18 protein-coding genes and 2 riboswitches are annotated in these 22580 nt (G+C 47.2%); of the genes, 8 read left to right on the forward strand and 10 right to left on the reverse strand.

Translation table 11 applies throughout. The features are described from left to right. Positions 1-71 precede the first annotated feature (71 nt). The 8 genes from ribH to ADU22_RS19960 all read right to left on the reverse strand — a co-directional run bounded on the left by ribH (position 72) and on the right by ADU22_RS19960 (position 8661). Positions 72-542, reverse strand: a complete 471-nt coding sequence (ribH, locus tag ADU22_RS19925) for a 6,7-dimethyl-8-ribityllumazine synthase (protein ID WP_053363726.1) — start codon at positions 540-542, stop codon at positions 72-74. Between the two features lie 17 nt (positions 543-559). Continuing rightward, the gene (locus ADU22_RS19930; protein WP_053363727.1) at positions 560-1753 is read right to left on the reverse strand and encodes a bifunctional 3,4-dihydroxy-2-butanone-4-phosphate synthase/GTP cyclohydrolase II; all 1194 of its coding nucleotides are present in this window, start codon (positions 1751-1753) and stop codon (positions 560-562) included. A 12-nt stretch (positions 1754-1765) separates the two neighbouring features. Next, entirely contained in the window at positions 1766-2416 is a 651-nt protein-coding gene (ribE, locus tag ADU22_RS19935) for a riboflavin synthase (protein ID WP_053363728.1), read from the reverse strand. Positions 2417-2420: 4 nt separating this feature from the next. Further along, positions 2421-3509, reverse strand: coding sequence for a bifunctional diaminohydroxyphosphoribosylaminopyrimidine deaminase/5-amino-6-(5-phosphoribosylamino)uracil reductase RibD (ribD, locus tag ADU22_RS19940; protein WP_053363729.1), 1089 nt, complete (start codon positions 3507-3509; stop codon positions 2421-2423). A 158-nt stretch (positions 3510-3667) separates the two neighbouring features. Continuing rightward, a riboswitch (FMN riboswitch) is annotated at positions 3668-3813 on the reverse strand. A 91-nt stretch (positions 3814-3904) separates the two neighbouring features. Then, entirely contained in the window at positions 3905-5179 is a 1275-nt protein-coding gene (locus ADU22_RS19945) for a LysM peptidoglycan-binding domain-containing protein (RefSeq protein WP_053363730.1), read from the reverse strand. 69 nt (positions 5180-5248) lie between these two features. After that, positions 5249-7834, reverse strand: coding sequence for a DEAD/DEAH box helicase (locus ADU22_RS19950; protein ID WP_053363731.1), 2586 nt, complete (start codon positions 7832-7834; stop codon positions 5249-5251). Between the two features lie 120 nt (positions 7835-7954). After that, on the reverse strand, positions 7955-8242 hold the full coding sequence (locus tag ADU22_RS19955) for a YxcD family protein (RefSeq protein ID WP_053363732.1): 288 nt from the start codon (positions 8240-8242) through the stop codon (positions 7955-7957). After that, positions 8230-8661 carry a hypothetical protein gene (locus tag ADU22_RS19960; RefSeq protein ID WP_053363733.1) on the reverse strand — a complete coding sequence of 144 codons (432 nt, stop codon included), beginning with the start codon at positions 8659-8661 and terminating at the stop codon, positions 8230-8232. Before ADU22_RS19960 ends, ADU22_RS19955 begins: the two co-directional genes overlap by 13 nt. A 363-nt stretch (positions 8662-9024) precedes the next feature. On the opposite strand from ADU22_RS19960, the gene qoxA reads away from it, so the two are divergent. Genes qoxA through qoxD form a run of 4 tightly spaced genes read left to right on the forward strand, consistent with a single transcriptional unit; the run spans position 9025 to position 12824 of the window. Further along, positions 9025-9936 (forward strand): cytochrome aa3 quinol oxidase subunit II, encoded by a 912-nt coding sequence (qoxA, locus tag ADU22_RS19965; RefSeq protein WP_053363734.1) that lies wholly within the window; start codon positions 9025-9027, stop codon positions 9934-9936. Positions 9937-9995: 59 nt separating this feature from the next. Beyond that, positions 9996-11942, forward strand: coding sequence for a cytochrome aa3 quinol oxidase subunit I (gene qoxB, locus ADU22_RS19970; RefSeq protein WP_053363735.1), 1947 nt, complete (start codon positions 9996-9998; stop codon positions 11940-11942). Further along, the gene (gene qoxC, locus ADU22_RS19975; protein WP_053363736.1) at positions 11942-12538 is read left to right on the forward strand and encodes a cytochrome aa3 quinol oxidase subunit III; all 597 of its coding nucleotides are present in this window, start codon (positions 11942-11944) and stop codon (positions 12536-12538) included. The genes qoxB and qoxC overlap by 1 nt, the downstream gene beginning before the upstream one ends. A 1-nt stretch (position 12539) precedes the next feature. Continuing rightward, complete coding sequence (qoxD, locus tag ADU22_RS19980) at positions 12540-12824, forward strand: cytochrome aa3 quinol oxidase subunit IV (protein WP_053363737.1); 285 nt, start codon at positions 12540-12542, stop codon at positions 12822-12824. A 51-nt stretch (positions 12825-12875) separates the two neighbouring features. Here qoxD and ADU22_RS19985 read toward each other — a convergent pair whose 3' ends face one another. After that, a complete protein-coding gene (locus ADU22_RS19985; protein ID WP_053363738.1) occupies positions 12876-13106 on the reverse strand; it encodes a hypothetical protein in 231 nt (76 codons plus the stop codon). A gap of 345 nt (positions 13107-13451) precedes the next feature. Continuing rightward, positions 13452-13561: riboswitch (SAM riboswitch) on the forward strand. Positions 13562-13655: 94 nt separating this feature from the next. Here ADU22_RS19985 and ADU22_RS19990 point away from each other — a divergent pair. From ADU22_RS19990 to metH, 4 genes are read left to right on the forward strand one after another with little or no spacing between them, the layout of a single operon-like run. Then, positions 13656-14765 carry a methionine biosynthesis PLP-dependent protein gene (locus tag ADU22_RS19990; protein WP_053363739.1) on the forward strand — a complete coding sequence of 370 codons (1110 nt, stop codon included), beginning with the start codon at positions 13656-13658 and terminating at the stop codon, positions 14763-14765. After that, positions 14765-15943, forward strand: a complete 1179-nt coding sequence (metC, locus tag ADU22_RS19995; protein WP_053363740.1) for a cystathionine beta-lyase — start codon at positions 14765-14767, stop codon at positions 15941-15943. The genes ADU22_RS19990 and metC overlap by 1 nt, the downstream gene beginning before the upstream one ends. Positions 15944-15947: 4 nt before the next feature. Further along, complete coding sequence (locus ADU22_RS20000; protein WP_053363741.1) at positions 15948-17813, forward strand: bifunctional homocysteine S-methyltransferase/methylenetetrahydrofolate reductase; 1866 nt, start codon at positions 15948-15950, stop codon at positions 17811-17813. Then, positions 17791-21240, forward strand: coding sequence for a methionine synthase (metH, locus tag ADU22_RS20005; RefSeq protein ID WP_053363742.1), 3450 nt, complete (start codon positions 17791-17793; stop codon positions 21238-21240). The genes ADU22_RS20000 and metH overlap by 23 nt, the downstream gene beginning before the upstream one ends. Before the next feature lie 57 nt (positions 21241-21297). Here the strand turns inward: metH and ADU22_RS20010 are convergent, their stop codons facing one another. Next, positions 21298-22512, reverse strand: coding sequence for a NupC/NupG family nucleoside CNT transporter (locus ADU22_RS20010; protein WP_053363743.1), 1215 nt, complete (start codon positions 22510-22512; stop codon positions 21298-21300). Positions 22513-22580: the final 68 nt, after the last annotated feature.

A 22580-nucleotide genomic window follows, 5' to 3' on the forward strand; every position in this document is an offset into this window, starting at 1 on the left:
CCAAATGGCCATCCCCTTTGCATTATAATACAGAAACAAACTGCTGCTAAGCAACTTGCCTTATCCAGTTTTTACAGTTCAAGGCTTTTGGCCAGATTGGCCATTTCAATAGCTGATGCAGCCGCTTCATAACCTTTGTTGCCTGCTTTCGTGCCAGCTCTTTCAATCGCCTGTTCAATGGAATCGGTTGTAAGCACTCCAAAAATTACCGGGATGCCGCTGTTCAGTGCTACAGCCGAAACCCCTTTGGCCGCTTCATTGCATACATAGTCAAAATGCGGTGTCGAACCGCGGATGACTGTACCAAGAGTGATGACCGCATCATACTTGCCGCTGTTTGCAAGCTTTTGTGCGATCAGCGGGATTTCAAATGCTCCAGGTACCCAGGCGACATCCACATCCTCTTCAAGAACGCCATGCCTTCTGAACGCATCCTGTGCGCCGCTCAGGAGCTTGCCAGTAATGAATTCATTAAAACGGCCCACAACGATGCCGACTTTCAGTCCAGACCCAACCAGATTTCCTTCAAATATTTTTCCCATTTTGCATCCTCCTAAAATCAAATATGAAGCATATGTCCAAGCTTCGATTTTTTTGTTTTTAAATAGCGTTCATTTTCTTTTTTTGTTTCCATCTGAAGCGGGACACGTTCCGTCACTTCAAGGCCGTAGCCGCCCAGACCACTGATCTTCCTTGGGTTGTTTGTCAGCAGCTTCATCTGCCTGATGCCAAGGTCCCTGAGGATTTGGGCGCCAATGCCATAGTCGCGAAGGTCGGGGCCAAACCCGAGTTTCTCGTTCGCCTCTACGGTATCCAATCCATCTTCCTGAAGCTTGTATGCCCTCATCTTATTGATAAGGCCAATTCCTCGTCCTTCCTGGCGCATGTACAGGAGAACGCCCCTGCCCGCTTCGTTGATCTGGGACAGGGCAGCGTGCAGCTGGGGTCCGCAGTCACAGCGGAAGGACCCGAAAATATCGCCGGTCAGACATTCGGAGTGGACCCTGACAAGCACCGGCTCTTCAGTGGATATATCTCCTTTCACCAAGGCGACATGTTCCTTGCCGTCGACGACATTTGTATAGCCGACAGCCCTGAAATCTCCGAATTCGGTTGGAAGGTCAATCTCCACTTCTCTTTGGACCAGCTTTTCCTGCTTGTTGCGATACTGGATAAGATCCTTGATGGTGGTCATTTTAAGACCGAACTTGTCCGCAATGGCGCGAAGCTGCGGAACACGGGCCATTGACCCATCTTCATTCATGATTTCACAGATGACGCCTGCCGGTGCGGAACCAGCCAGTTTTGCCAGGTCCACCGCCGCTTCTGTATGCCCTGCTCTTCTAAGTACTCCGCCTTTTTTGGCAATCAGCGGAAAAATATGTCCCGGCCGCTTGAAATCGGCAGGCTTGGAATCGGGATTAATCAACTCCTGAACCGTCCTGCTTCTTTCATGAGCCGATATTCCCGTTGTGGAGCTTTTATGGTCCACGCTTACGGTGAATGCCGTTCCATGGGGATCGGTATTTTGATAGGTCATCTGATTAAGTTCCAGCTTCTTTGCCAGTTCTTCCTCAATCGGTATGCAAACCAGCCCCCGGCCATGCGTCACCATGAAGTTGATGGTTTCAGGAGTTGTTTTTTCGGCCAAGGCGATAAAATCCCCTTCATTCTCCCTGTCTTCATCATCACAGACAATCACGATTTTTCCATTTTTCAAATCTTCGATGGCCTCTTCAACTTTGTCAAACATCTGCTTCCCTCCTTATACGAATCCATTCTCTTCCAAAAAGCTCTTTGTAATATCCTGCTTTTTCCCGCCGACGCCAGTGTTCCTTAAATAATGTCCCACATATTTGCCAATCATATCGCATTCAATATTCACCTGGTCCCCGGCTTCCTTTTGGCCAATAATGGTTTCAGCCATTGTATGGGGAATCAATGAAATCGTAAATGTATTTTCTGTCACTCCGAAAATCGTCAAGCTTGTCCCATCGACGGTAACTGATCCTTTCATAATCATCCCCGCAGCCAGGTCCTCACTTACTTGAATTTCATAGTAAACCGCATTTTCCAGCCGCTCTTTCCGGACTATCGTTCCGATTCCATCCACATGACCTGAAACAAAATGCCCGCCAAAACGGCCCCCCGCTGCCATGGCCCGCTCCAGATTCACCTTGGAGCCCGGCTTGAGGTCCTTTATATTGGTTGCTTTAACCGTCTCAGGCATGACATCGACAGAGAATCTTCCAGTTGTAAACTCAGTAACCGTCAGGCAGACGCCGTTGATGGAAATGCTGTCGCCAAGGTTTACATCTTTAAGGATTTTTTCGGCATGGATGGAGATTTCAAACATCGGCCCTGTCCGGCGGATTCCGGCAATGGTTCCTATTTCCTCAATAATCCCAGTAAACATGGCTTCAACTCCTTTTCGGTACAGCAACAATACGAATATCCTTGCCAACCATGGTTACTTCATCAATTTCCAGTGACACGGCATCCTTGATCTGTTTCAGTCCTTCTCCGCCAAAAACGGATGGCGCCAGCTTACCGCCAATGAGCTTTGGAGCTATATAGGTGATTACCTGCTGAAAGGTACCTGCTGAAAGAAAGCTTCCATGCACCTCTGCCCCGCCTTCTACAAGGACCGAGGTGATCCCTTTTTTGCCAAGTATCTTCAGCATTTCGGGAATATCCAGCACTTCGCTTTCGAGCTGGACCACCTGTACGCCTGCAGCTTCCAGGCCGGCCATTTTTTGCGGGTCGGCCCTCCGGGTGGTCATCACCCAGGTCGGTGCCTCTCCGTCAACCACTACATGGGAATCAAGCGGGATGCGAAGGGTCGAATCCAGGATGATACGGACAGGATTTTTGCCTCCGCCTGGCAGCCTGGTTGTCAGGCTTGGATTATCCATGATTACCGTATTGACTCCCGCCAAAATGGCATCATGCTGATGGCGGAGCACATGGACATCGCGCCGTGCTTCCTCCCCGGTAATCCATTTGCTTTCCCCTGTTACCGTCGCTGTTTTTCCGTCCAGGCTGGAAGCCGACTTTAAAGTGACAAAGGGCAGACCGGTTTCGATAAAGTGGAAAAAGATTGAATTCATCCCGCGGGCTTCCTCTTCAAGAACTCCTGTTTCAACCTCGATTCCCGCATCTTTCAGTTTGCCGATGCCCCGGCCGGCTACAAGCGGGTTGGTGTCGGTTGAGGCAACCACAACTCTTTCAATGCCTGAAGCAATGATAAGATCTGCGCATGGGGGGGTCTTCCCATGATGGCTGCATGGCTCGAGAGTCACGTAAATCGTAGCTCCTTTTGCCTTTTCACCCGCCATTCTAATCGCATGGACTTCGGCATGAGGTTCGCCAGCCCTTAGATGGGCCCCCATCCCGATGATCTCTTTATCCTTCACCACAACTGCTCCAACCAATGGGTTTGGGGAAGTTTGTCCCGCCGCACTCCTGGCAAGCCCAATCGCCAGCTTCATGTATTCCTGATCGTTCATCCAAAAGTCTCCTTCCAACTACAGGCTTTTCACCTGTTTCAACTAAAAAAGGACCCTAAAGCATCATACCGATGCTTTGGGGTCCTTAAAACGGCAATAGGAAATTAAGGGTATCAAATGGGCACACTTGTCCCAATAAAAAACCCTGTTTCGAAAATTTTTTCCTTCTCCCATCCAGACTTTTACTGTCGGCCCTGGAGTTTCACCAGATCCACCGCTTAACCTAAGTTAACCGGGTCACGGACTAAGAAGCGCTCGCTTCATCACCGCCGGTTGGGAATTACACCCGACCCCGAAGGAATATTATATTTAAATCTTATTATATGCATAAAACATCATAATTGAAAAGGAAATAGTCATCAAAATGAAAAAAAGAGAGAAAAGGCCTCTCTCTTTTAAATTTTTTTAACCACCTGAATAGCATTACGAATGTAGGCCCAGGTTTGCGGAGCAGGAAGGCTAAGCTGCCAAAAGGTCGTTCCCGCTAACCCGTTTAAGTCGATCAGCCTGAACTTTGCAATAGTGGTTCTGATATCCTCGAACCAAACGACATGTTCCTGATTATTTTGCCCATAGCGGAAATGAGGGGATTGAGACCGTAAATCAAACTGGATTGGACGCCATTTGGAAATAGCGAGATTTTGGGAAGCGAGCAAAGACCTTGCCAAAGTAAGATTGCCTGGAATGACCTTGTCATATCCATAAAGCGGCATGGCAATTTGCAGCTTATTAGGCGGGATTTGTCCCACGGCATAAGCAATCACCTGTTCCACCCACCACAAAGGGGAAATGGGGTCAGGAGGTCCGCCGGGATACCCATAATCAATCGTCATCACGGCTACCATATCGGCTATGGATGCTATGCCGCGATAATCATATGCACCGATGATAGGATTTGCGGGGATGTCTTCTGTCTTGGCGTGAACATTGACATGGAGAATAAGGCTGCCAAGGGCCTGTTTTAATTCGGTAAGGAATAATAGAAAAGCGTTTCGCTGGGGAGGCGGAATAAATTCAAAATCGATGCTCACACCGCTGTAGCCCCGTTCACGTGTCAAATTGACCAGGCTTGATACAAGGTTTCTTCGCAGCGCAGGATTGGCCAATATGCTCCCCGCCAACGCGGCGCTGAACTCGTTTTCAGCCAGGTTGCGGATCATGAGCAGCGGCTTTACATTCAGCTGCAGGCTGCGCCCAACAATTTCCCTGTCTTCCAGCTCAACATAGGCATATCCTTCCTTAGTAAAGGAATAGGCCGCTACAGCCAGGTAAGTCAGGTCGGGAGCGAGCGATGGCAGCTGCGTCAGAAAGGCCTGTGCTGAATATGGGACAATGAATCCGAGCGTTTCCATTTCCAGCTTAAGGGGAGAAGGTATTTCAATGACCTGGCCAACCCTTATTTCGTCAGGCTGCAATCCGGGATTGGCTGCGGCGATGGTACTGATGCTGGTATTGTATTCGACTGCCAGCTTCCAGTATGTATCGCCGGGTCGGACTCGGTGGACCCGCTGGTAAATCTTCTGAGGCAGAGGGATGAAGAGAGCCAGCCCCGGAACAAGCGAGTTGGCTGAAGGCAGGCCGTTTACTGAGACGATTTCCCTGATGGATATACCGTACATGCGCGAAATGGCCCAGAGGGATTCCCCGCTTTTCACCACATGGACAGCCATCACAGCCCTCCTTTTACGTCTTTTATAACTAGTTTATGGCTACAAAGCCTTAATATGCTAACAGATGTTTTACCTTCTTCTTCTCCCGGTGCCGCGTTCCTGGCTCCTTCCCCGGCCTTTTCCATGGTAACAGGCATCACAAATAGGAAACCTTGCATTCTCAGGCAGCTTTTTGCCGCACTTTTTGCATTTATTCCGGTAATTTTCTACCTCGTCTTTTAAATGATCATGCACTTCATCGCTGATTTCATCCCTGAGCCTTTCCCAGTAGACAGCTTCAGTCCGCTTGTCCAAACGATAGAGGAATAACAGGTGCAGCCCGATTGCTTTATAGCTCAACTCGGAATCTTCCAGCCCTTTCTTTTTAATGACCGGGTCAGGCAGTTCCCTTCCGTCTGCTATCGCCATCATCGTTTCCAGCCACTGGCGGACAAGAAGGTGCTCCTTCGCCGAGAAAGGAAGATGCAAAAAACCATACAAGTCCATCATCGAAAACCGTGCTTCAATCGGAGTGCCTTTTATCAATTCATACAGCTCCCGCTCTTCGGAGAGGGAAGCCTTTTTCGTCCCTTTTGGCGGTTCGAACTTCTCCCAGAGTTCAAAGAAAACCCCCAGGTCCCGGTAATGGTGCCCAAACCGTTCAAACACGGCAGCAGTCGGGGCTATCGCAAAGGTTTGCACAGGCTCGTCCACTTTTTCAAGCAGCCTGCTCATCACCTTAATATCTGCCGAAAACGCTACCTTGCCAATATCGTATATCCCTTTCCTTCCTGCACGGCCCGCAATTTGCTTCACTTCCTGTGAAGTCAGCGTCCTTCTTCTCGTCCCGTCAAACTTCTCTGTTTCCAAAAAAACAATCCTTCGAATCGGCAGGTTCAGTCCCATTCCAATCGCATCTGTTGCAACGACCACTGAAGTCTTGCCGCTGTTGAACATTTCAATCTGTTTTTTTCTTGTCTCTGGCGGCATGCTGCCGTAAATCATACTGACTGAATGCCCGCTGCGCTGAAGCTTCGCCGCCGTTTCCAGGACTCGTTTGCGGGAGAAGCAGATGAGCGCATCCCCTTTTTTGGTGTGTTTAAGCTCAAACTCTTTCTGTTCTACTTCCAGCGGTACGTCCCGGCTGTATTCATGCAGTTCAATTTCAGTGCCTTCGAGCAGATTGAACAGCATTTGTTTGATATTGTAGCTTCCAATGATATGCACTTCCCTGGCATTTGCCTTGGTAATCGCCCGATACCATGAAAACCCGCGATCCTTGTCGGCAATCATTTGCGCTTCGTCAATGACAATCACGTCATGGAAATCCTTCTCATGAAACATCTCCACTGTACTTGAGACATGCTTGGCACCTTCAACCGGCTTTTCTTCTTCGCCCGTTTTAAGGGAGCAGGGAACTCCTTCTTCGTTAAGCTTGTCGTAAACCTCGAGGGCGAGGAGCCTCAGGGGTGCAAGATAGAGCCCGCTTTCTGCCCGCTTCATGCTTTCAAGAGCCCTGTGCGTCTTACCAGTATTGGTTTCGCCAATATGCAGGACATACCGCACCCGCGAGCCTACTGAGGGGATGTAGGCCGTGCCAAATATATCTTCCAGGACCCTTGCTTCTTCTGCCCTTTTCCTTTCAGCCTCAGCCTCCTCCTCTGCTTTCCTCCGGGCACGCTCGGCTTTATTGCGTTCAAAAATTTGCTGGTGCAGCTTTTCCTCGAAGGGCAGCTCTGTAAGCTCCAATAAATCTTCCAGGTACTCCCGGGCTAATTCCAAAGTCATATCTTCAGCAAGCTCAAAGCAATCTGAATCAATCAGTCTGAAGAGGTTCTTCGGATTCAAATCCTGGTTAAAAAGCTTTTTATATTCCTCCCTTAATCCAGGAGGCATATCTCCAGCCAATTTTTCAGGAACCATCACACTTACAAATTCCAGAACGGCATTCTCATAATGTTCGTAATACGTTTCATATCCAAAAGAGCGGCTGCTCCAGTCCGAGGAAATCCCGCCTGTCAGCTCCTCAAAGAAATCTCCTGCTGTCACATAATCGTCCGCATCAAAATTTCCATCCTCCACAAGGGCCTCTTCCAGCCTGTAGGCTTCGACATAGGCATAGCGTTGGTTGTGAATAAGATCATGCTGAATCTCCCTGGCAGCAAAATGCCTCGCATGAAGGTAAAACAAATCAAAATTCGCCTCTGCATGACGGCGCATCCAATCGGCCAGCCTTCCTGTGAACTCAGAGCGCTCCTTATCGACTTTCGCCTTCTCCTGGCGCATAAAAAACTTTTGCCTTGCTGCTCCATAACGCTGCTCCCATTCCTCCTCCTTGCCGGTAAATCTTTGTTCCAGCCAGGAAGCGGCATTAAAAACCATTATCGACCGGATTTCCTCCCGAAAAAGCTTATTAATAATTTTTTTGTCTACTCCATCCGTCACAAAGCCTTTTTCGTTCAATAATTGCTTTTTCTCTTTCTTGGGCACATCGTTGGACGCCTTATTAAGCCAGATATTGATCCAAATCTGGTCAATGAAAGCTTTTCTTACTTCCATATAATCATGAAAGGACGGCACAGCATCCTGCCTTTCCATAAACGCATCTATATCTTCGAATAATTTTTGTTTGGTTTGTTCAATGGCGGCAGGGTAGACCTGTTCCAGTTTGCTCATCTGCGTGTCCCCTTTCTCCGTTTTCCTTCTATTATATGTAAAAAGCCTGTCCGCATAAGGACAGGCTGAAAATTTTCATTGCATATGCCCAGGAGCGGAGTCCTGCAACATACATTTTGCTTACCTAATATGGGCAATGATGCCTTCTTCATCTTCCAGAACGAGCTCGATACCCGAAAAGGGGTCTCTGCCCAGTTCCTGATCAAGCCACATTCTAAGCGCTTCGATCATATTTTGTTTAACCAGGATTTGCTGCCTGCCATTCACAAAGGTTTCTGCAGAAAAGCCGTAATCGTCATCATACATGAGTTCAACTGTTACCTCTTCTGGCGCGACTTGCTTTTTATCTGCTATATAAATGCATATGGCGTTCACAATATCCTGTTCATCGATTTTTAGCGGCGCCACTGATCTTCATCCCTTCTCATGTTCCTTCTAATTGAAGAGATCACTTTGCTGATCAGCATGAATACCACAAGGATTGCCAGGATATTGACCATCATTCCGAAGATTGGCCCGAGTCCTCCCATTCCAGCCAAAAGGCCGCCGAATAATAGTCCTGCAAGCCCGCCATACATGATTCCTCTCATCAAGCCGCCATTATTGGCAGTATTGGCCCGGTTAGTGTTGTTGGTGTTTGTGTTTCGATTGACGGTGTCATTTTGACGGTCTTGATTGGTCGTCCGGTTTTTATTGAAATTTTTCGAACCGGAACGATATTTTTTTGCACTTACCTCCGTTTGCTGCAGGTCTTGAAAAACATAGTTCCCTGCTGGCGAAAACATGATCATGATAGCTACGAAAGCAGACAATAATTTTTTAAGCATCTTATTCCTCCAAAAATGTAAATTTCTCATAACACTTACTATACGTATGGATGAAGAAATGGTTTCAATTATTTTATAGAAAAAACTTTTTTTACTCTTTAACTAAAATACCCAAAAAACAGCAAATTGAACGTGTTGCTATTTACAATTTTTGTTTTCATAATTTGGTCACATTTAAAGCCAAGAGATAGAAATTTTCATGTTAAAATCATTCTAAACAGGTAAATCTGTGATTTATATCACACTTTCCCAAAAAGTACCTTTGTTCAAGACCAAAAAACGGTCATCTTTGTGAACAAATGAACATTTATTGTGATATAATGATCAAGGTTTATCGCTTATATTTTAGAAAGGGGAACATGTATGAAATTAAAATGGGTTTTACTATCAGTATTAATTACAATTTCAGCTGTTCTGACTGGTTGTGAGCCATTAATGGTGCTGGATCCGAAGGGACCACAAGCTGCAAGACAAGCCAGTGACATAATGATGTCTATCGGGCTAATGTCATTTATTGTCATTGCAGTCTTCTCCCTTTTAGCGTTCATGTTAATTAAATACCGTGCATCAAAGCAAAGTGATGATTATGAACCTCCTTATATTGAAGGTAATATTTGGGTGGAAGCCATATGCGTCGGAATTCCAATTCTGATTGTAGCTTTCCTTTCAGTCGTATCGGTCCGAAGCAACTATATCGTCGAAGCTACACCAGATGGGTATGAACACAAAGAACCTTTGGTTATTTATGCGTCTTCATCCAACTGGAAGTGGCATTTCAGCTATCCGGAACAAGGAGTTGAAACCGTCAACTATCTTTATATCCCGACCGACCGGGCGTTGGAATTTAAACTATACTCTCACGGCCCAATCACAAGCTTTTGGATTCCACAGCTTGGCGGACAGAAATACGCCATGGCCGACATGGTGACTACCCTGCACTTGGCTGCCGATGTACCTGGAGAATATAAGGGGCGAAACGCCAACTTCAGTGGTAAAGGATTTGCTGAAAACACTTTTGATGTAACAGCAATGCCTGAACAGGAATTCGAGGACTGGGTAAAAGAAGTAAAGGAAACTGCTTCACCTATTAGTGAGGAAAAGTTTACTGAACTTCTTGAGCCAGGACACCTTGGCCGAATGACATTCACAGGTACGCATCTTGAGTTCTCACCGGCTCCCGAACATAACCATGGGGCTGGTGGAGACATTGAACAACATGATGATCATGATGATCATAGTGTTCAAGAAGAAGATTCAGACCATAGCAGTCACTAATTCTTTTTTCTGCCATTATGGCACTATAGCAACCTACGATTGAAAGGAGTCACAAAAGGATGGAATTTTTCCAACGATTTGCCATACCTCATCCAAGCGCTGCGATTTATGCTTCCATGGTTGCCATTATTCTAACCATGATTGCCATCATTGTGGGTTTGACCTATTTTAAAAAATGGGGATATCTATGGCGTGAATGGCTGACGACTGTCGACCATAAACGAATCGGGATTATGTATCTAATCTCTGCACTACTGATGTTATTCCGCGGAGGCGCGGACGCGATTATGATGCGTGCGCAGCTTGCGGTGCCGGAAAACACACTGCTGGATGCCCAGCATTATAATGAGATTTTTACCACTCATGGCGTTGTCATGATTATCTTTATGGCCATGCCATTTATCATGGCACTGATGAACTTTGTTGTACCGCTGCAAATCGGTGCCCGTGATGTTGCGTTCCCGCGGCTGAACGCGCTAAGCTTCTGGCTGTTCTTTATGGGGGCCATGCTTTTCAACATTTCGTTTGTTGTCGGCGGTTCACCTGATGCTGGATGGACATCCTATTTCCCATTGGCCGGCAATGAGTTCAGCACATCAGTTGGCACTAACTATTATATGATTGCGATTCAGATTGCAGGAATCGGTACACTTGCTACTGGCATCAACTTCCTGGTGACCATTCTTAAAATGAGAGCTCCGGGAATGACCTTGATGAAGATGCCGATGTTCACCTGGTCTGCTTTGATTACAAACTTGATTATCGTATTCGCGTTTCCTGTCCTGACGATCGCCCTCTTGCTGGGAACGATGGACCGCCTGTTCGGAACCCATTTCTTTACGATGGATAATGGCGGTATGGATATGCTTTGGGCGAACCTTTTCTGGATTTGGGGACACCCTGAAGTTTATATTTTGATATTGCCTGCGTTTGGTATTTACAGTGAGATCATCTCGACATTTTCACGCCGGAATCTTTACGGTTACACATCCATGGTCGCATCGATGGTGGTTATCTCCCTCCTGTCCTTTACCGTTTGGGTGCATCACTTCTATACAATGGGTCAGGGAGCATTAACGAACAGCATTTTCTCCATTACCACAATGGCGATCGCTGTACCGACTGGTGTGAAGATATTCAACTGGCTCCTAACCATGTGGAAAGGAAAGATTGTCGTAACGACGCCAATGCTATACTCCATCCTGTTCATCCCGCTGTTCACGATTGGCGGTGTCACAGGAGTCATGCTTGGAATGTCAGCGGCTGACTACCAGTATCACAACACTATGTTCCTTGTCGCTCACTTCCACTTCACTATTATCCCTGGTGTAGTGTTTGCGATGCTTGCAGGGCTTACCTACTGGTGGCCGAAAATGTTTGGTTTCATGTTGAATGAGAAGCTTGGAAAATTGGCGGCTTGGGTGATTGCCATTGGTACATGTGTAGCGTTCATTCCAATGTTCTTCACTGGATTGGACGGACAGGCCCGCCGTATGTACACTTACTCTGAAGCAGCAGGATATACTGTCGGAAACATGATTTCCTTTGTTGGAGCAGGTCTCCTTGCATTAGGGTTTGCGATCATTGTCTATAACATCTATTACAGCTTCCGTTATGCGCCAAGAAATATTGGTGCGGATCCATGGAATGCCCGCAACCTGGAATGGGCGACACACAGCCCGGTACCGGATTACAATTTTGCTATCACGCCAGTGGTTAACTCGAGGGAAGCTTTCTGGGATTCAAAGAAAAAGGGCCATGTCCTTTTCAAGGATGACCTTAAGAAGATTCATATGCCTAACAGCAGCGGAGTACCGTTCATTATGAGCGCCCTCTTCTTCGTATGTGGCTTTGGATTCATCTTCTCCATCTGGTCCCTGGTGATTGTTTCCGCAATTGGCATCTTTGCCTGCATGGCCCACCGTTCATTTGAAAAGGACGATGGATTCTATATTCCTGTTGAGGAAATAAAAGAAACAGAAGAAAAACTGGGAGGTGTCAAATAATGAAAATCGACCAATCTCTCCCTCTTGAATATGGCACAGAGCAAGGCAGGATGAATATACTAGGTTTCTGGATTTTTCTTGGCGCCGAAATCATGCTTTTCGCCACATTGTTTGCTGTCTATTTTACTTTGGAACACCGTACAGGAAACGGCCCTGCAGGAGCTGAAATTTTTGAAATTGCACCGGTCTTAATCGAAACGTTCCTGCTATTGACCAGTAGCTTCACGATTGGACTCGCCATTCATGCCATGCGTTTAGGAAGGCAGAAAGCGATGCTTGGTTTCTTTGCTGTCACCCTTTTGCTTGGCCTTGGCTTCCTTGGAGTGGAAATCTATGAGTTCGTTCACTACGCCCATGTTGGAGCCGGCATTCAAGTAAGTGCCTTTACAGCCAGCCTGTTAACGACACTTGGCACCCACGGAGTACACGTTACATTGGGCTTGTTCTGGGGATTATTCATCATGATCCAGATTAAAAAACGCGGCCTGACTCCTGCTAATGCGAATAAATCATTCATTTTCTCGCTCTACTGGCATTTCCTGGATGTTGTCTGGATTTTTATCTTCAGCTTCATCTACCTGAAAGGAATGATGTAATATGAGAGAACTTTTTCCAATAAAACAGGTGATGGGATTTGTCTTTTCCCTGCTTCTTACTGTAGTTGCTCTCGCTGTCTACTTTCTGGATATGTCGTTTGCAACAGGAATGACGATCCTCCTGGTCACCGCTTTTATCCAGGCATCGGTCCAACTCGTTGTCTTTATGCATGCCGGCGAGTCGGAGGATAAAAACTCGATTTATACAAACGCGGTATTTGGCATCCTTCTTGCCATCATTACTGTGTTGGGTACACTCCTGACCATGATTTGGGATATGGGGTAAGAGAAGAACAAAAAAAGAGCGCCCGATGGGCGTTCTTTTTTTGTTCTCATATTAAATAATATTCTTGCCCTTTCCTGCTTTAAGCAGCATTTCCTCGGTACCAGCCAGGAATACACCCATAATGAAGATGAAGATGGCCCCCATCACGGTTCCAATGCCGATTCCAGTGGCTACTCCTCCAGTGCTTAGAAAGAAGCCGTAAACGAAAATGGCTATTCCAATCGTTAAAATAATTCCTCCTGCATATTTGACTACATGAAGAATCTTTTGATACGTCTCCATTGTAAAACCTCCTTTGTGTATTTTATTCCCCAAGTTCACAAAATTGTCACATTCTCTTACTTGATTTTTCCCCTAATCGGATTCATTTAACATATATAAGCATTATTTACTTAAAACCTCCACATGAATACGCTTACAATGGAAACCTATTAGAACAGCCCTCCACTCATAAAACGTTTCCTTGACCTCCATTTTACCAGAAATCTCAAAAAAATGTCACAAAATGTTCACAATAAATTCATATTTTTTTCACAATTAACAAAAGGTCCCCCCCTTCCCTAAAAGTCTGTTGACATTCACCGTTTTACTGTAGTAAAGTTAGATGAAAATTATAAATCTACAGATTTCTTATCAAGAGAGGTCGAGGGTATGGCCCGATGACGCCTCAGCAACCATCAATGTCCGCATTGAAAAGGTGCTAAGTCCAGCAAGTTGTCCAACTTGGCAGATAAGAAGAAGATAATGGAACGGTCAAAAAGTCTTCTTCTTAGGAAGACTTTTTTTGTTATCCTTCAAACAGAAATATTGACAGTCAGGGAGTGTTGAGAAATGGTGAACATTAATACAAAACTAGCGCAAATTGGGAATCGCAGCGAGACGGCTACAGGAACCGTCAACCCTCCCATTTATCTATCAACGGCTTATCGGCACGAAGGTATCGGACAGTCCAGCGGCTATGATTATGTTAGGACCGGGAACCCTACCAGGGAAATTCTCGAAAAAGCGATCGCAGACCTGGAAGAGGGTGAGCGCGGGTTTGCCTGCAGTTCAGGCATGAGCGCCATCCTGACCGTGTTGTCTCTTTTCCAATCCGGAGATGAATGGCTTGTATCCAAGGATTTATACGGCGGTACATACAGATTGCTGGAACAGGGTTTTAAGAAATGGGGATTGGCCTGCCAATATATTGACATGGCTAATCTGGATGAAGTCTCCTCATCCATTACACCAAATACAAAAGCCATCTTCGTCGAAACACCAACCAACCCTTTGATGGAAACAGCCGATATAGCAGCCATTGTCAAAATTGCCAAGGAAAATGGCATCCTGGTAATCGTGGATAACACCTTTTATACCCCGTTGCTGCAAAAGCCGCTTGCATTAGGTGCCGACATTGTCATCCACAGCGCCACAAAATACCTGGGCGGCCACAATGATGTCCTGGCCGGTTTAATTGTCGCCAAAGGCAAGGATCTTTGTGACTCCCTGTTTTTGTACCATAATGGTGCCGGCGCAGTTCTCAGCCCTTTCGACTCCTGGCTTCTGATCAGAGGAATGAAAACCTTGGCCCTTCGAATGGAAAGGCATGAACGGAACGCCTCTGTACTCGTGGAATTCCTCAAGGAACATGATGCGGTTACGGATGTCCTTTATCCGGGCAGAGGGGGAATGGTTTCGTTCCGCATCCGCCACGAATCAATGGTCAATCCATTTTTACGGAACCTGAACCTGATTACATTTGCAGAAAGCCTGGGCGGCGTGGAAAGCTTCATTACATACCCAGCCACCCAGACCCATGCCGACATCCCAAAGGAAGTCCGCGAGGCTGGCGGTGTTTGTGACCGCCTCCTCCGTTTCTCTGTTGGGATTGAAGAAGCGGAAGATTTAATCGCAGACTTGAACACAGCCTTTGCTAAAGCTGGCCAGGAGGTATTGTAATGAGTAATGACAATTTTACGTTTGAAACAAAGCTGCTTCACAATAAATATAAGGTGGACTCGGCAACTGGAGCTGTAAGCGTGCCCCTGCAGCATGCCTCAACCTTCCACCAGCCTGGAGTTGACAGCTTTGGAAAATTTGACTACAGCCGCAGCCTGAACCCGACAAGGGAGGCACTTGAGGAAATCATTGCAGAAATGGAAGGCGGCACAAGGGGATTCGCCTTCGCTTCAGGAATGGCGGCAATCTCGACCGCCTTTCTTCTCCTCTCCCAGGGTGACCATGTAATTGTCACCGAGGATGTGTACGGCGGTACATTCCGCATGGTGACCCAGGTATTGAACCGATTCGGGATTGAGCATACCTTTGTGGATATGACTGATTTGGCAGCCGTAAAAGCGGCAGTACAGCCCAACACCAAGGTGATTTATGCCGAGACGCCTTCGAATCCGCTTATGAAGGTGACCGATATTAAAGGTGTAAGTGTGATTGCCAAGGAAATCGGTGCACTCACGTTTGTTGATAACACGTTTATGACACCTTACCTCCAAAGGCCGCTCGATCTTGGTGCAGACATAGTGCTTCACAGCGCAACCAAGTTTCTCGGCGGCCACAGCGATACCCTTTCCGGCCTGGCTGTCACAAAGGATGAGGAGCTTGGGGCAAGGCTTTATGCCCTGCAAAACTCGTTTGGGGCAGTCCTGGGTGTACAGGATGCCTGGCTTGTGATGAGAGGAATCAAAACCCTTGCTGTCAGGATGCAGCAATCACAGCAAAGTGCGAGCCAAATTGCGGAATTCCTCAGGGACCATCCGCACGTAGCCAAGGTGCATTTCCCCGGTCTGGAAGACCACCCGCAATACGAGGTTCATAGCCGGCAAGCACTTGGTCCTGGTGCTGTCTTATCCTTTGAACTGGAGAATGAGACTCTGTTCAAGGAATTTGTGCAAAATCTGAAATTGCCGGTCTTTGGTGTCAGTCTCGGCGGAGTGGAATCCATCCTATCGTACCCTGCGAAAATGTCGCACGCTGCCATGCCGGATAACGAGCGGCAAAAAAGGGGCATCAGCAATACCTTGCTGCGCCTTTCAGTCGGCCTTGAGTCACCCGGAGACATCATCTCGGATTTCTCACAGGCACTGGAAGCAGGTTTGGTTAATTTAACAAAGGAGAGATGAGAAGATGAGCTTCCTAAGCAAATTACAAAATGGACTATTAATTGGGGACGGCGCCATGGGCACCCTCCTCCACTCCTTTGGAACCGACACCTGTTTCGAGGAACTGAACCTCTCGCACGGAGAGGACATTAGCACGATTCACCGTGCCTATATTGAAGCCGGAGCGGATCTGATTCAAACCAATACCTATGCGGCCAACTACCTGAAGCTTCAAAGATACGGCCTGGAAGAACAGGTTAAAGAGATTAATAGTGCAGGTGTGAAGCTTGCCCGCCAGGCTGCAGGCAGTGATGCATACGTTTTGGGAACCATTGGCGGAAACAGGGGGCTTCGGCCCAGCATGGTTCCGATGGAAGAGATTAAAAGGAGCTTCAGGGAGCAATTATACTGCCTGCTCCTTGAAGGTGTGGACGGCATTATCCTTGAAACCTATTATGATCTTGATGAGCTTCAAACAGCCTTGGCGATTGCACGGAAGGAAACGAACCTGCCAATCATCGCCCAGCTGACACTTCCTGAGCTTGGAATGACCCAAAACAGGGTGCCTGTTAACGAAGCTTTCGAGCAGCTTGAATCTTTGGGAGCTGACTTGGTCGGACTCAATTGCCGCCTCGGCCCCCACCATATGATCAAATCGCTTGAATCGGTGGAAATCCCAAAGAAAGCTTATTTATCAGCCTACCCGAATGCAGGTCTCCCATCCTACACAGATGGCAAATTTCACTTTGAAACCAATGCAGAGTATTTCAGACAATGCGCCAGGGAATTCCGGGAACAAGGAGTAAGGCTTCTTGGCGGCTGCTGCGGAACATCCCCGGAGCATATCAGGGCTTTTGCGACAGAGCTTAAGGGATTGTCTGCTGTCAGCGAAAAAACAGTGGTCAGGAAAACAGAAAAAATACTTGTCGAACCTTCATCCTTTAAACGTTCGGAGCTTCCGCTTCAGGAAATTGTCAAAAAGCGACCTTCGGTTATTGTTGAACTCGACCCTCCACGGAAGCTCGATACAACGCGGTTTTTTGATGGAGCTAAGGCTCTTAAAGCGGCCGGCATCGATGCGGTGACACTGGCTGACAACTCCCTTGCTTCTCCCAGGATATCCAACTCGGCCTTGGGCCATAGGGTAAAGGAACATATAGGCTTGCGCCCGCTCGTCCACCTTACCTGCAGGGACCGAAACATCATCGGTCTTCAGTCACACCTGATGGGCCTGCATACACTTGGGCTGCACGACATCCTGGCAATCACCGGTGACCCTGCCAAGGTTGGCGATTTTCCAGGAGCTTCTTCTGTTTTTGATGTATCATCTTTCGAATTGATTGAAATGATTAAGCAGTTCAATCAGGGCCTTTCTCCTTCAGGGAAGGATTTGGGCGAAAAAGGTGCATTTTCGATTGCGGCTGCATTCAATCCGAATGTCCGGTCACTCGAAAAAGCTGTGGCCCGAATGGAAAAAAAGATTAAATGCGGAGCAGATTACTTTATCACCCAGCCGGTGTATTCCGAAAAGCTGCTGCTTGAAGTTTATGAACAAACAAAACATCTTGATGCCCCGGTATATATTGGCCTGATGCCTTTAACCGGAAGCCGGAACGCCGAGTTCCTTCATAATGAAGTACCCGGCATTAAAATCTCACAGGACATTCTCGACAGCCTGGCTGCGATTAAGCATGATCCCGTCCAGTCGAAACGCGAAGGCATTGCGATAACAAAGTCACTGATTGAAGCAGCTGCCGAACTGTTTAATGGCATCTACCTTATTACCCCTTTCATGAATTACGAAATGACAGTAGAGCTGGCTCATTTCGCCCATGAATACAGCGAAGGTCTTTCAAGGAGGAAACTACATGCAAAAAGCTACATTAACTGAACAGCTTAAGAAAAAAATCCTCATTATGGATGGAGCAATGGGAACGATGCTTCAGCAGGCGGATTTAACGGCTGCCGATTTCGGAGGCGAAGAATATGAGGGCTGCAACGAGAACCTCAACCTCACCTCCCCTGGCGTCATCGAAAAGATCCATCTTGCCTATTACGAAGCTGGCGCCGACATTGTTGAAACCAATACTTTTGGTGCCACTTCCCTGGTGCTCGATGATTATGACCTTGGACATAGAGCCTACGAAATCAACAAAGTCGCCGCGGAAATTGCCCGGAAGGCCGCCAGTCAGTTTTCAACACCTGATTGGCCCCGCTATGTAGCTGGTTCAATGGGCCCAACCACCAAAACGCTTAGCGTTACAGGCGGTGCGACTTTCGATCAATTGTCAGCCGCCTATGAAGAACAAGCGTGCGGCTTGCTGGATGGCGGAGTGGACCTCTTGCTTCTGGAAACAAGCCAGGATTTATTGAATGTAAAAGCGGCATATACCGGAATCCAGAATGCACTCAAACAAAAAGGGCATGAAGTTCCGCTCATGATTTCCGCAACCATTGAGCCGATGGGAACCACGCTTGCAGGACAGACGATAGAGGCTTTTTACATTTCCGTTGAACATATGAACCCAATTGCGATTGGATTAAACTGTGCCACAGGGCCGGAGTTCATGCAGGATCATTTGCGTTCCCTCGCCAATCTTTCAGTTTCGGCAGTCAGCTGCTACCCTAATGCCGGATTGCCAGATGAAGAAGGCCTCTATCATGAGACTCCTGAAACGCTCGCACAAAAACTGGAAGGCTTTGCACAGGAAGGCTGGCTGAATATTGTCGGCGGCTGCTGCGGAACCACTCCCGAGCATATCAGGGCCATTGCACAAGCTATGCAGCCTTATGCCCCACGTGATAAAGAACCAAGCACACCTCATATGGTTTCGGGTATTGAACCGTTCATCTACGATGATCCAACTCTCCGGCCAATCATGGTAGGAGAGCGGACAAATGTGATTGGCTCCCGTAAATTCAAGCGCCTGATTACCGAGGGAAAGATAGAGGAAGCAGCAGAAATCGCCAGGGCACAGGTGAAAAACGGCGCCCATGTCATCGACATCTGCCTTGCCAACCCGGACAGAGACGAACTGGCTGATATGGAACAGTTTATCCAGGAGGCCGTAAAAAAGGTGAAAGTGCCGTTAGTCATTGACTCAACAGATGTAAAAGTAATCGAAAAGGCACTAAAGTATTCCCAGGGCAAGGCGATTATCAATTCCATCAACCTCGAGGATGGCGAAGAACGCTTTAAGGAAATAGCTCCACTGGTCCACCAATATGGAGCTGCCGTTGTCGTTGGAACGATTGATGAAAAAGGAATGGGTGTCACCGCAGAAAGAAAGCTGGAAATTGCCAGGCGCTCATATGAGCTTCTGGTTGATAAATACAAAATCAACCCACAGGACCTTATTTTCGATCCATTGGTATTTCCTGTCGGAACCGGCGATGAGCAGTACATCGGCTCCGCTAAAGCGACAGTCGACGGAATCAGGATGATCAAGGAAGAATTCCCGTTGACCCAAAGCATTCTTGGAATTAGCAATGTGTCATTCGGCCTCCCTCCTGTCGGACGGGAAGTCCTGAACTCTGTTTTCCTTTACCATTGCACGCAGGCCGGTCTTGACTATGCGATTGTAAACACAGAAAAGCTTGAGCGCTTTGCTTCAATATCAAGCGAGGAAGTCGCAATGGCTGAAGAGCTCCTGTTTAATACGACCGATGAAACACTTGCCAAATTCACCGAGTTCTACCGCGGCAAGAAAAAAGAAGATAAAAACGCAAAACTTGATATGACCCTTGATGAGCGCCTCGCTTATTATGTGGTTGAAGGAACGAAAGAGGGGCTCCTGCCTGACCTTGAAGAAGCATTGCAAGTCTATAGCGCGCCGCTTGATATTATCAACGGGCCATTAATGGACGGAATGAAGGAAGTTGGCCGCCTCTTCAACGAAAACCAGCTTATTGTAGCCGAAGTGCTGCAAAGCGCAGAAGTGATGAAAGCAGCGGTTGCTTTTCTGGAGCCGCATATGGAAGCGAACGACACCACGGCAGCTAAAGGAAAGGTCGTCCTTGCAACCGTAAAAGGCGATGTCCATGATATAGGAAAGAATCTGGTGGATATCATCCTCAGCAATAATGGCTATGAAGTCATCGACCTAGGTATTAAAGTAGCAGCAAATACTCTAATTGAAACGATTAAAAAGGAAAAGCCAGATATTGTAGGTTTGTCGGGACTGCTTGTCAAATCAGCTCAGCAAATGGTACTGACTGCCCATGACATGAAGCAGGCTGGCATTGATATTCCGATTCTTGTCGGAGGCGCAGCACTGACAAGGAAGTTTACAGACACCAAAATTGCTGCTGAGTATGATGGGCTTGTCTGCTATGCAAAAGACGCAATGAACGGGTTATCACTTGCCAATCAGCTGCAGGAACCTGGAGAGATTGAGAAGCTGATTGTGGAAAAAAGAGAAAAATTGGCGTCAATGCCGGAGCCTTCTGCAGCCTTGAGCAGCCCGCGAGCAGCGACAGCTGTCCTGACACGTCCAAAAGCTGTCAAGAAGGCCCCTGTATTTGTACCGCAGGATACAAAAAGGCATTTATTAACGTCCTATTCCCTTGACCATATTGAACCCTATATCAATATGCAAATGCTGATCGGCCACCATCTGGGCGTAAAGGGGAAAATTGAAAAGCTGCTTGCCGAGGGAGATGAGAAAGCCTTAAAAGTCTATGAAGTAGTCCAGGGACTAATCGCTGAAGCAAAATCCAATGGATGGATTGCTCCTAAAGCGGTGTATCAATTCTTCCCTGCACAATCAGACGGAAACAAAATTCATATTTACGATCCGCAAGGAACAGGAAAAATCATGGAAACCTTTGATTTCCCGCGCCAGGAAAGCGCCCCTGGTCTATGCCTTTCCGATTTCTTGCGGCCTGTGGCAGATAAAGAAATGGATTACGTCGGATTCTTTGCTGTTACAGCCGGAAGCGGAATCCGCCAGGCTGCTGAAAAGCTGAAGGAAGAAGGCCGTTTCCTTGAAAACCATGCGCTGCAGTCACTGGCCCTGGAAACAGCAGAAGGCTTCGCCGAGCTGATCCACCGCCAAATACGTGACCGCTGGGGATTCCCGGATCCGCCAAGCATGACGATGAAGGACCGCTTTACTGCCAAGTACCCTGGCCAGAGGTTTTCCTTCGGGTATCCGGCCTGCCCGGACCTTGAGGACCAGAAAAAGCTGTTTAAGCTGATCCAGCCCGAAGACATCGGCATCCAGCTTACCGACGGCTGCATGATGGATCCGGAGGCATCGGTGTCTGCCATCGTTTTCTCCCATCCGGAAGCAAGATATTTTAATGTTTTAAGGTAAGTTTACCAAGTATAAAAAAAACAGCCTGTCACACTAATGTGACAGGCTGTTTTGTGTTTAGAATAACATTCCTGCAATGGCTGCGCTCAACAATGATGCCAGCATACCGGCAGCAACTGCACGCACTCCAAGGCGGGCAATGTCCCCGCGGCGTTCTGGCGCCAGGTTTCCGAGTCCTCCAAGCAAAATTCCCAAAGAGGAAATGTTTGCAAATCCACACAAGGCAAAGCTGATAACCGCTACAGTTTTCTCGGAAAGTTCCGGAATATCCGGCGCAAAAGAAGCGTAGGCAACGAATTCATTCAGAACAAGTTTCTGCCCGATATAACCTCCGGCCCTGACCGCTTCGTCCCATGGAACGCCAACTACAAAGGCCAATGGAGCAAACACAAAGCCTAGGATAGTTTCGAGTGTTACGCCCTCAATGCCAAAGAGTCCTGTAATCCCTCCAAGAATTCCGTTAACCAATGCAATTAATGCGATAAACGCAAGTAGCATGGCCCCAACATTCAATGCCAGCTGTAGACCAACCGAGGCTCCGTTTGCCGCCGCATCAATGACATTGGTGCCTCCCTTATCTTCCTCAACCTTAATTTCTCCTGCCGCAATAGGCTGTTCGGTCTCTGGAACCATGATTTTGGCGAGGATCAAGCCCGCCGGAGCAGCCATAAAACTTGCCGCCAGCAAATATTCTAGTGGCACTCCCAGCAAGGAGTAGCCTATTAACACAGATCCAGCAACAGAGGCCAGGCCGCCTACCATAACCGCAAACAATTCAGACTTTGTCAATGTTTTGATATACGGCTTGATGACTAGCGGGGCTTCTGTTTGGCCGACGAAAATATTGGCAGCTGCAGATAATGATTCAGCATTGCTGGTACCTAGCAGTTTTGCGAGTCCTCCTCCCAGAATCTTAATGACCCACTGCATAATACCTAAATAATACAAAATGGAAATCAGGGACGAGAAGAAGATAATGACCGTCAACACTTGGAAAGCAAAGATAAACCCAATATTTTCAGCCTGGAACAACCCTCCAAAAAGGAAGTTCACACCTTCGTTTGAGTAATCAATGATTTCTGAAACTCCTAATGAAACAGTTTTCAGTATTTCCCGTCCTGTTTCCCACTTCAAAACGATAAATGCAAAAATGAACTGTATAGCCAGTCCTCCAAATACGGTTCTAGGGCTAATGGCCTTTCGATTGGTGGAGAATAGGTAAGCAATTGCAAACACAGTTAAAATTCCAAGTAAACCCCATAAATAATTCACTTTTTTCACCTCTGTAATATCTTGTAGAATGTTCAACAGAAATATACTTTTCCCGGCTGTTTTTTTGT

The sequence above is a fragment of the Bacillus sp. FJAT-27251 genome (genome assembly GCF_001273925.1).
Taxonomy (GTDB): domain Bacteria; phylum Bacillota; class Bacilli; order Bacillales; family Cytobacillaceae; genus Mesobacillus_B.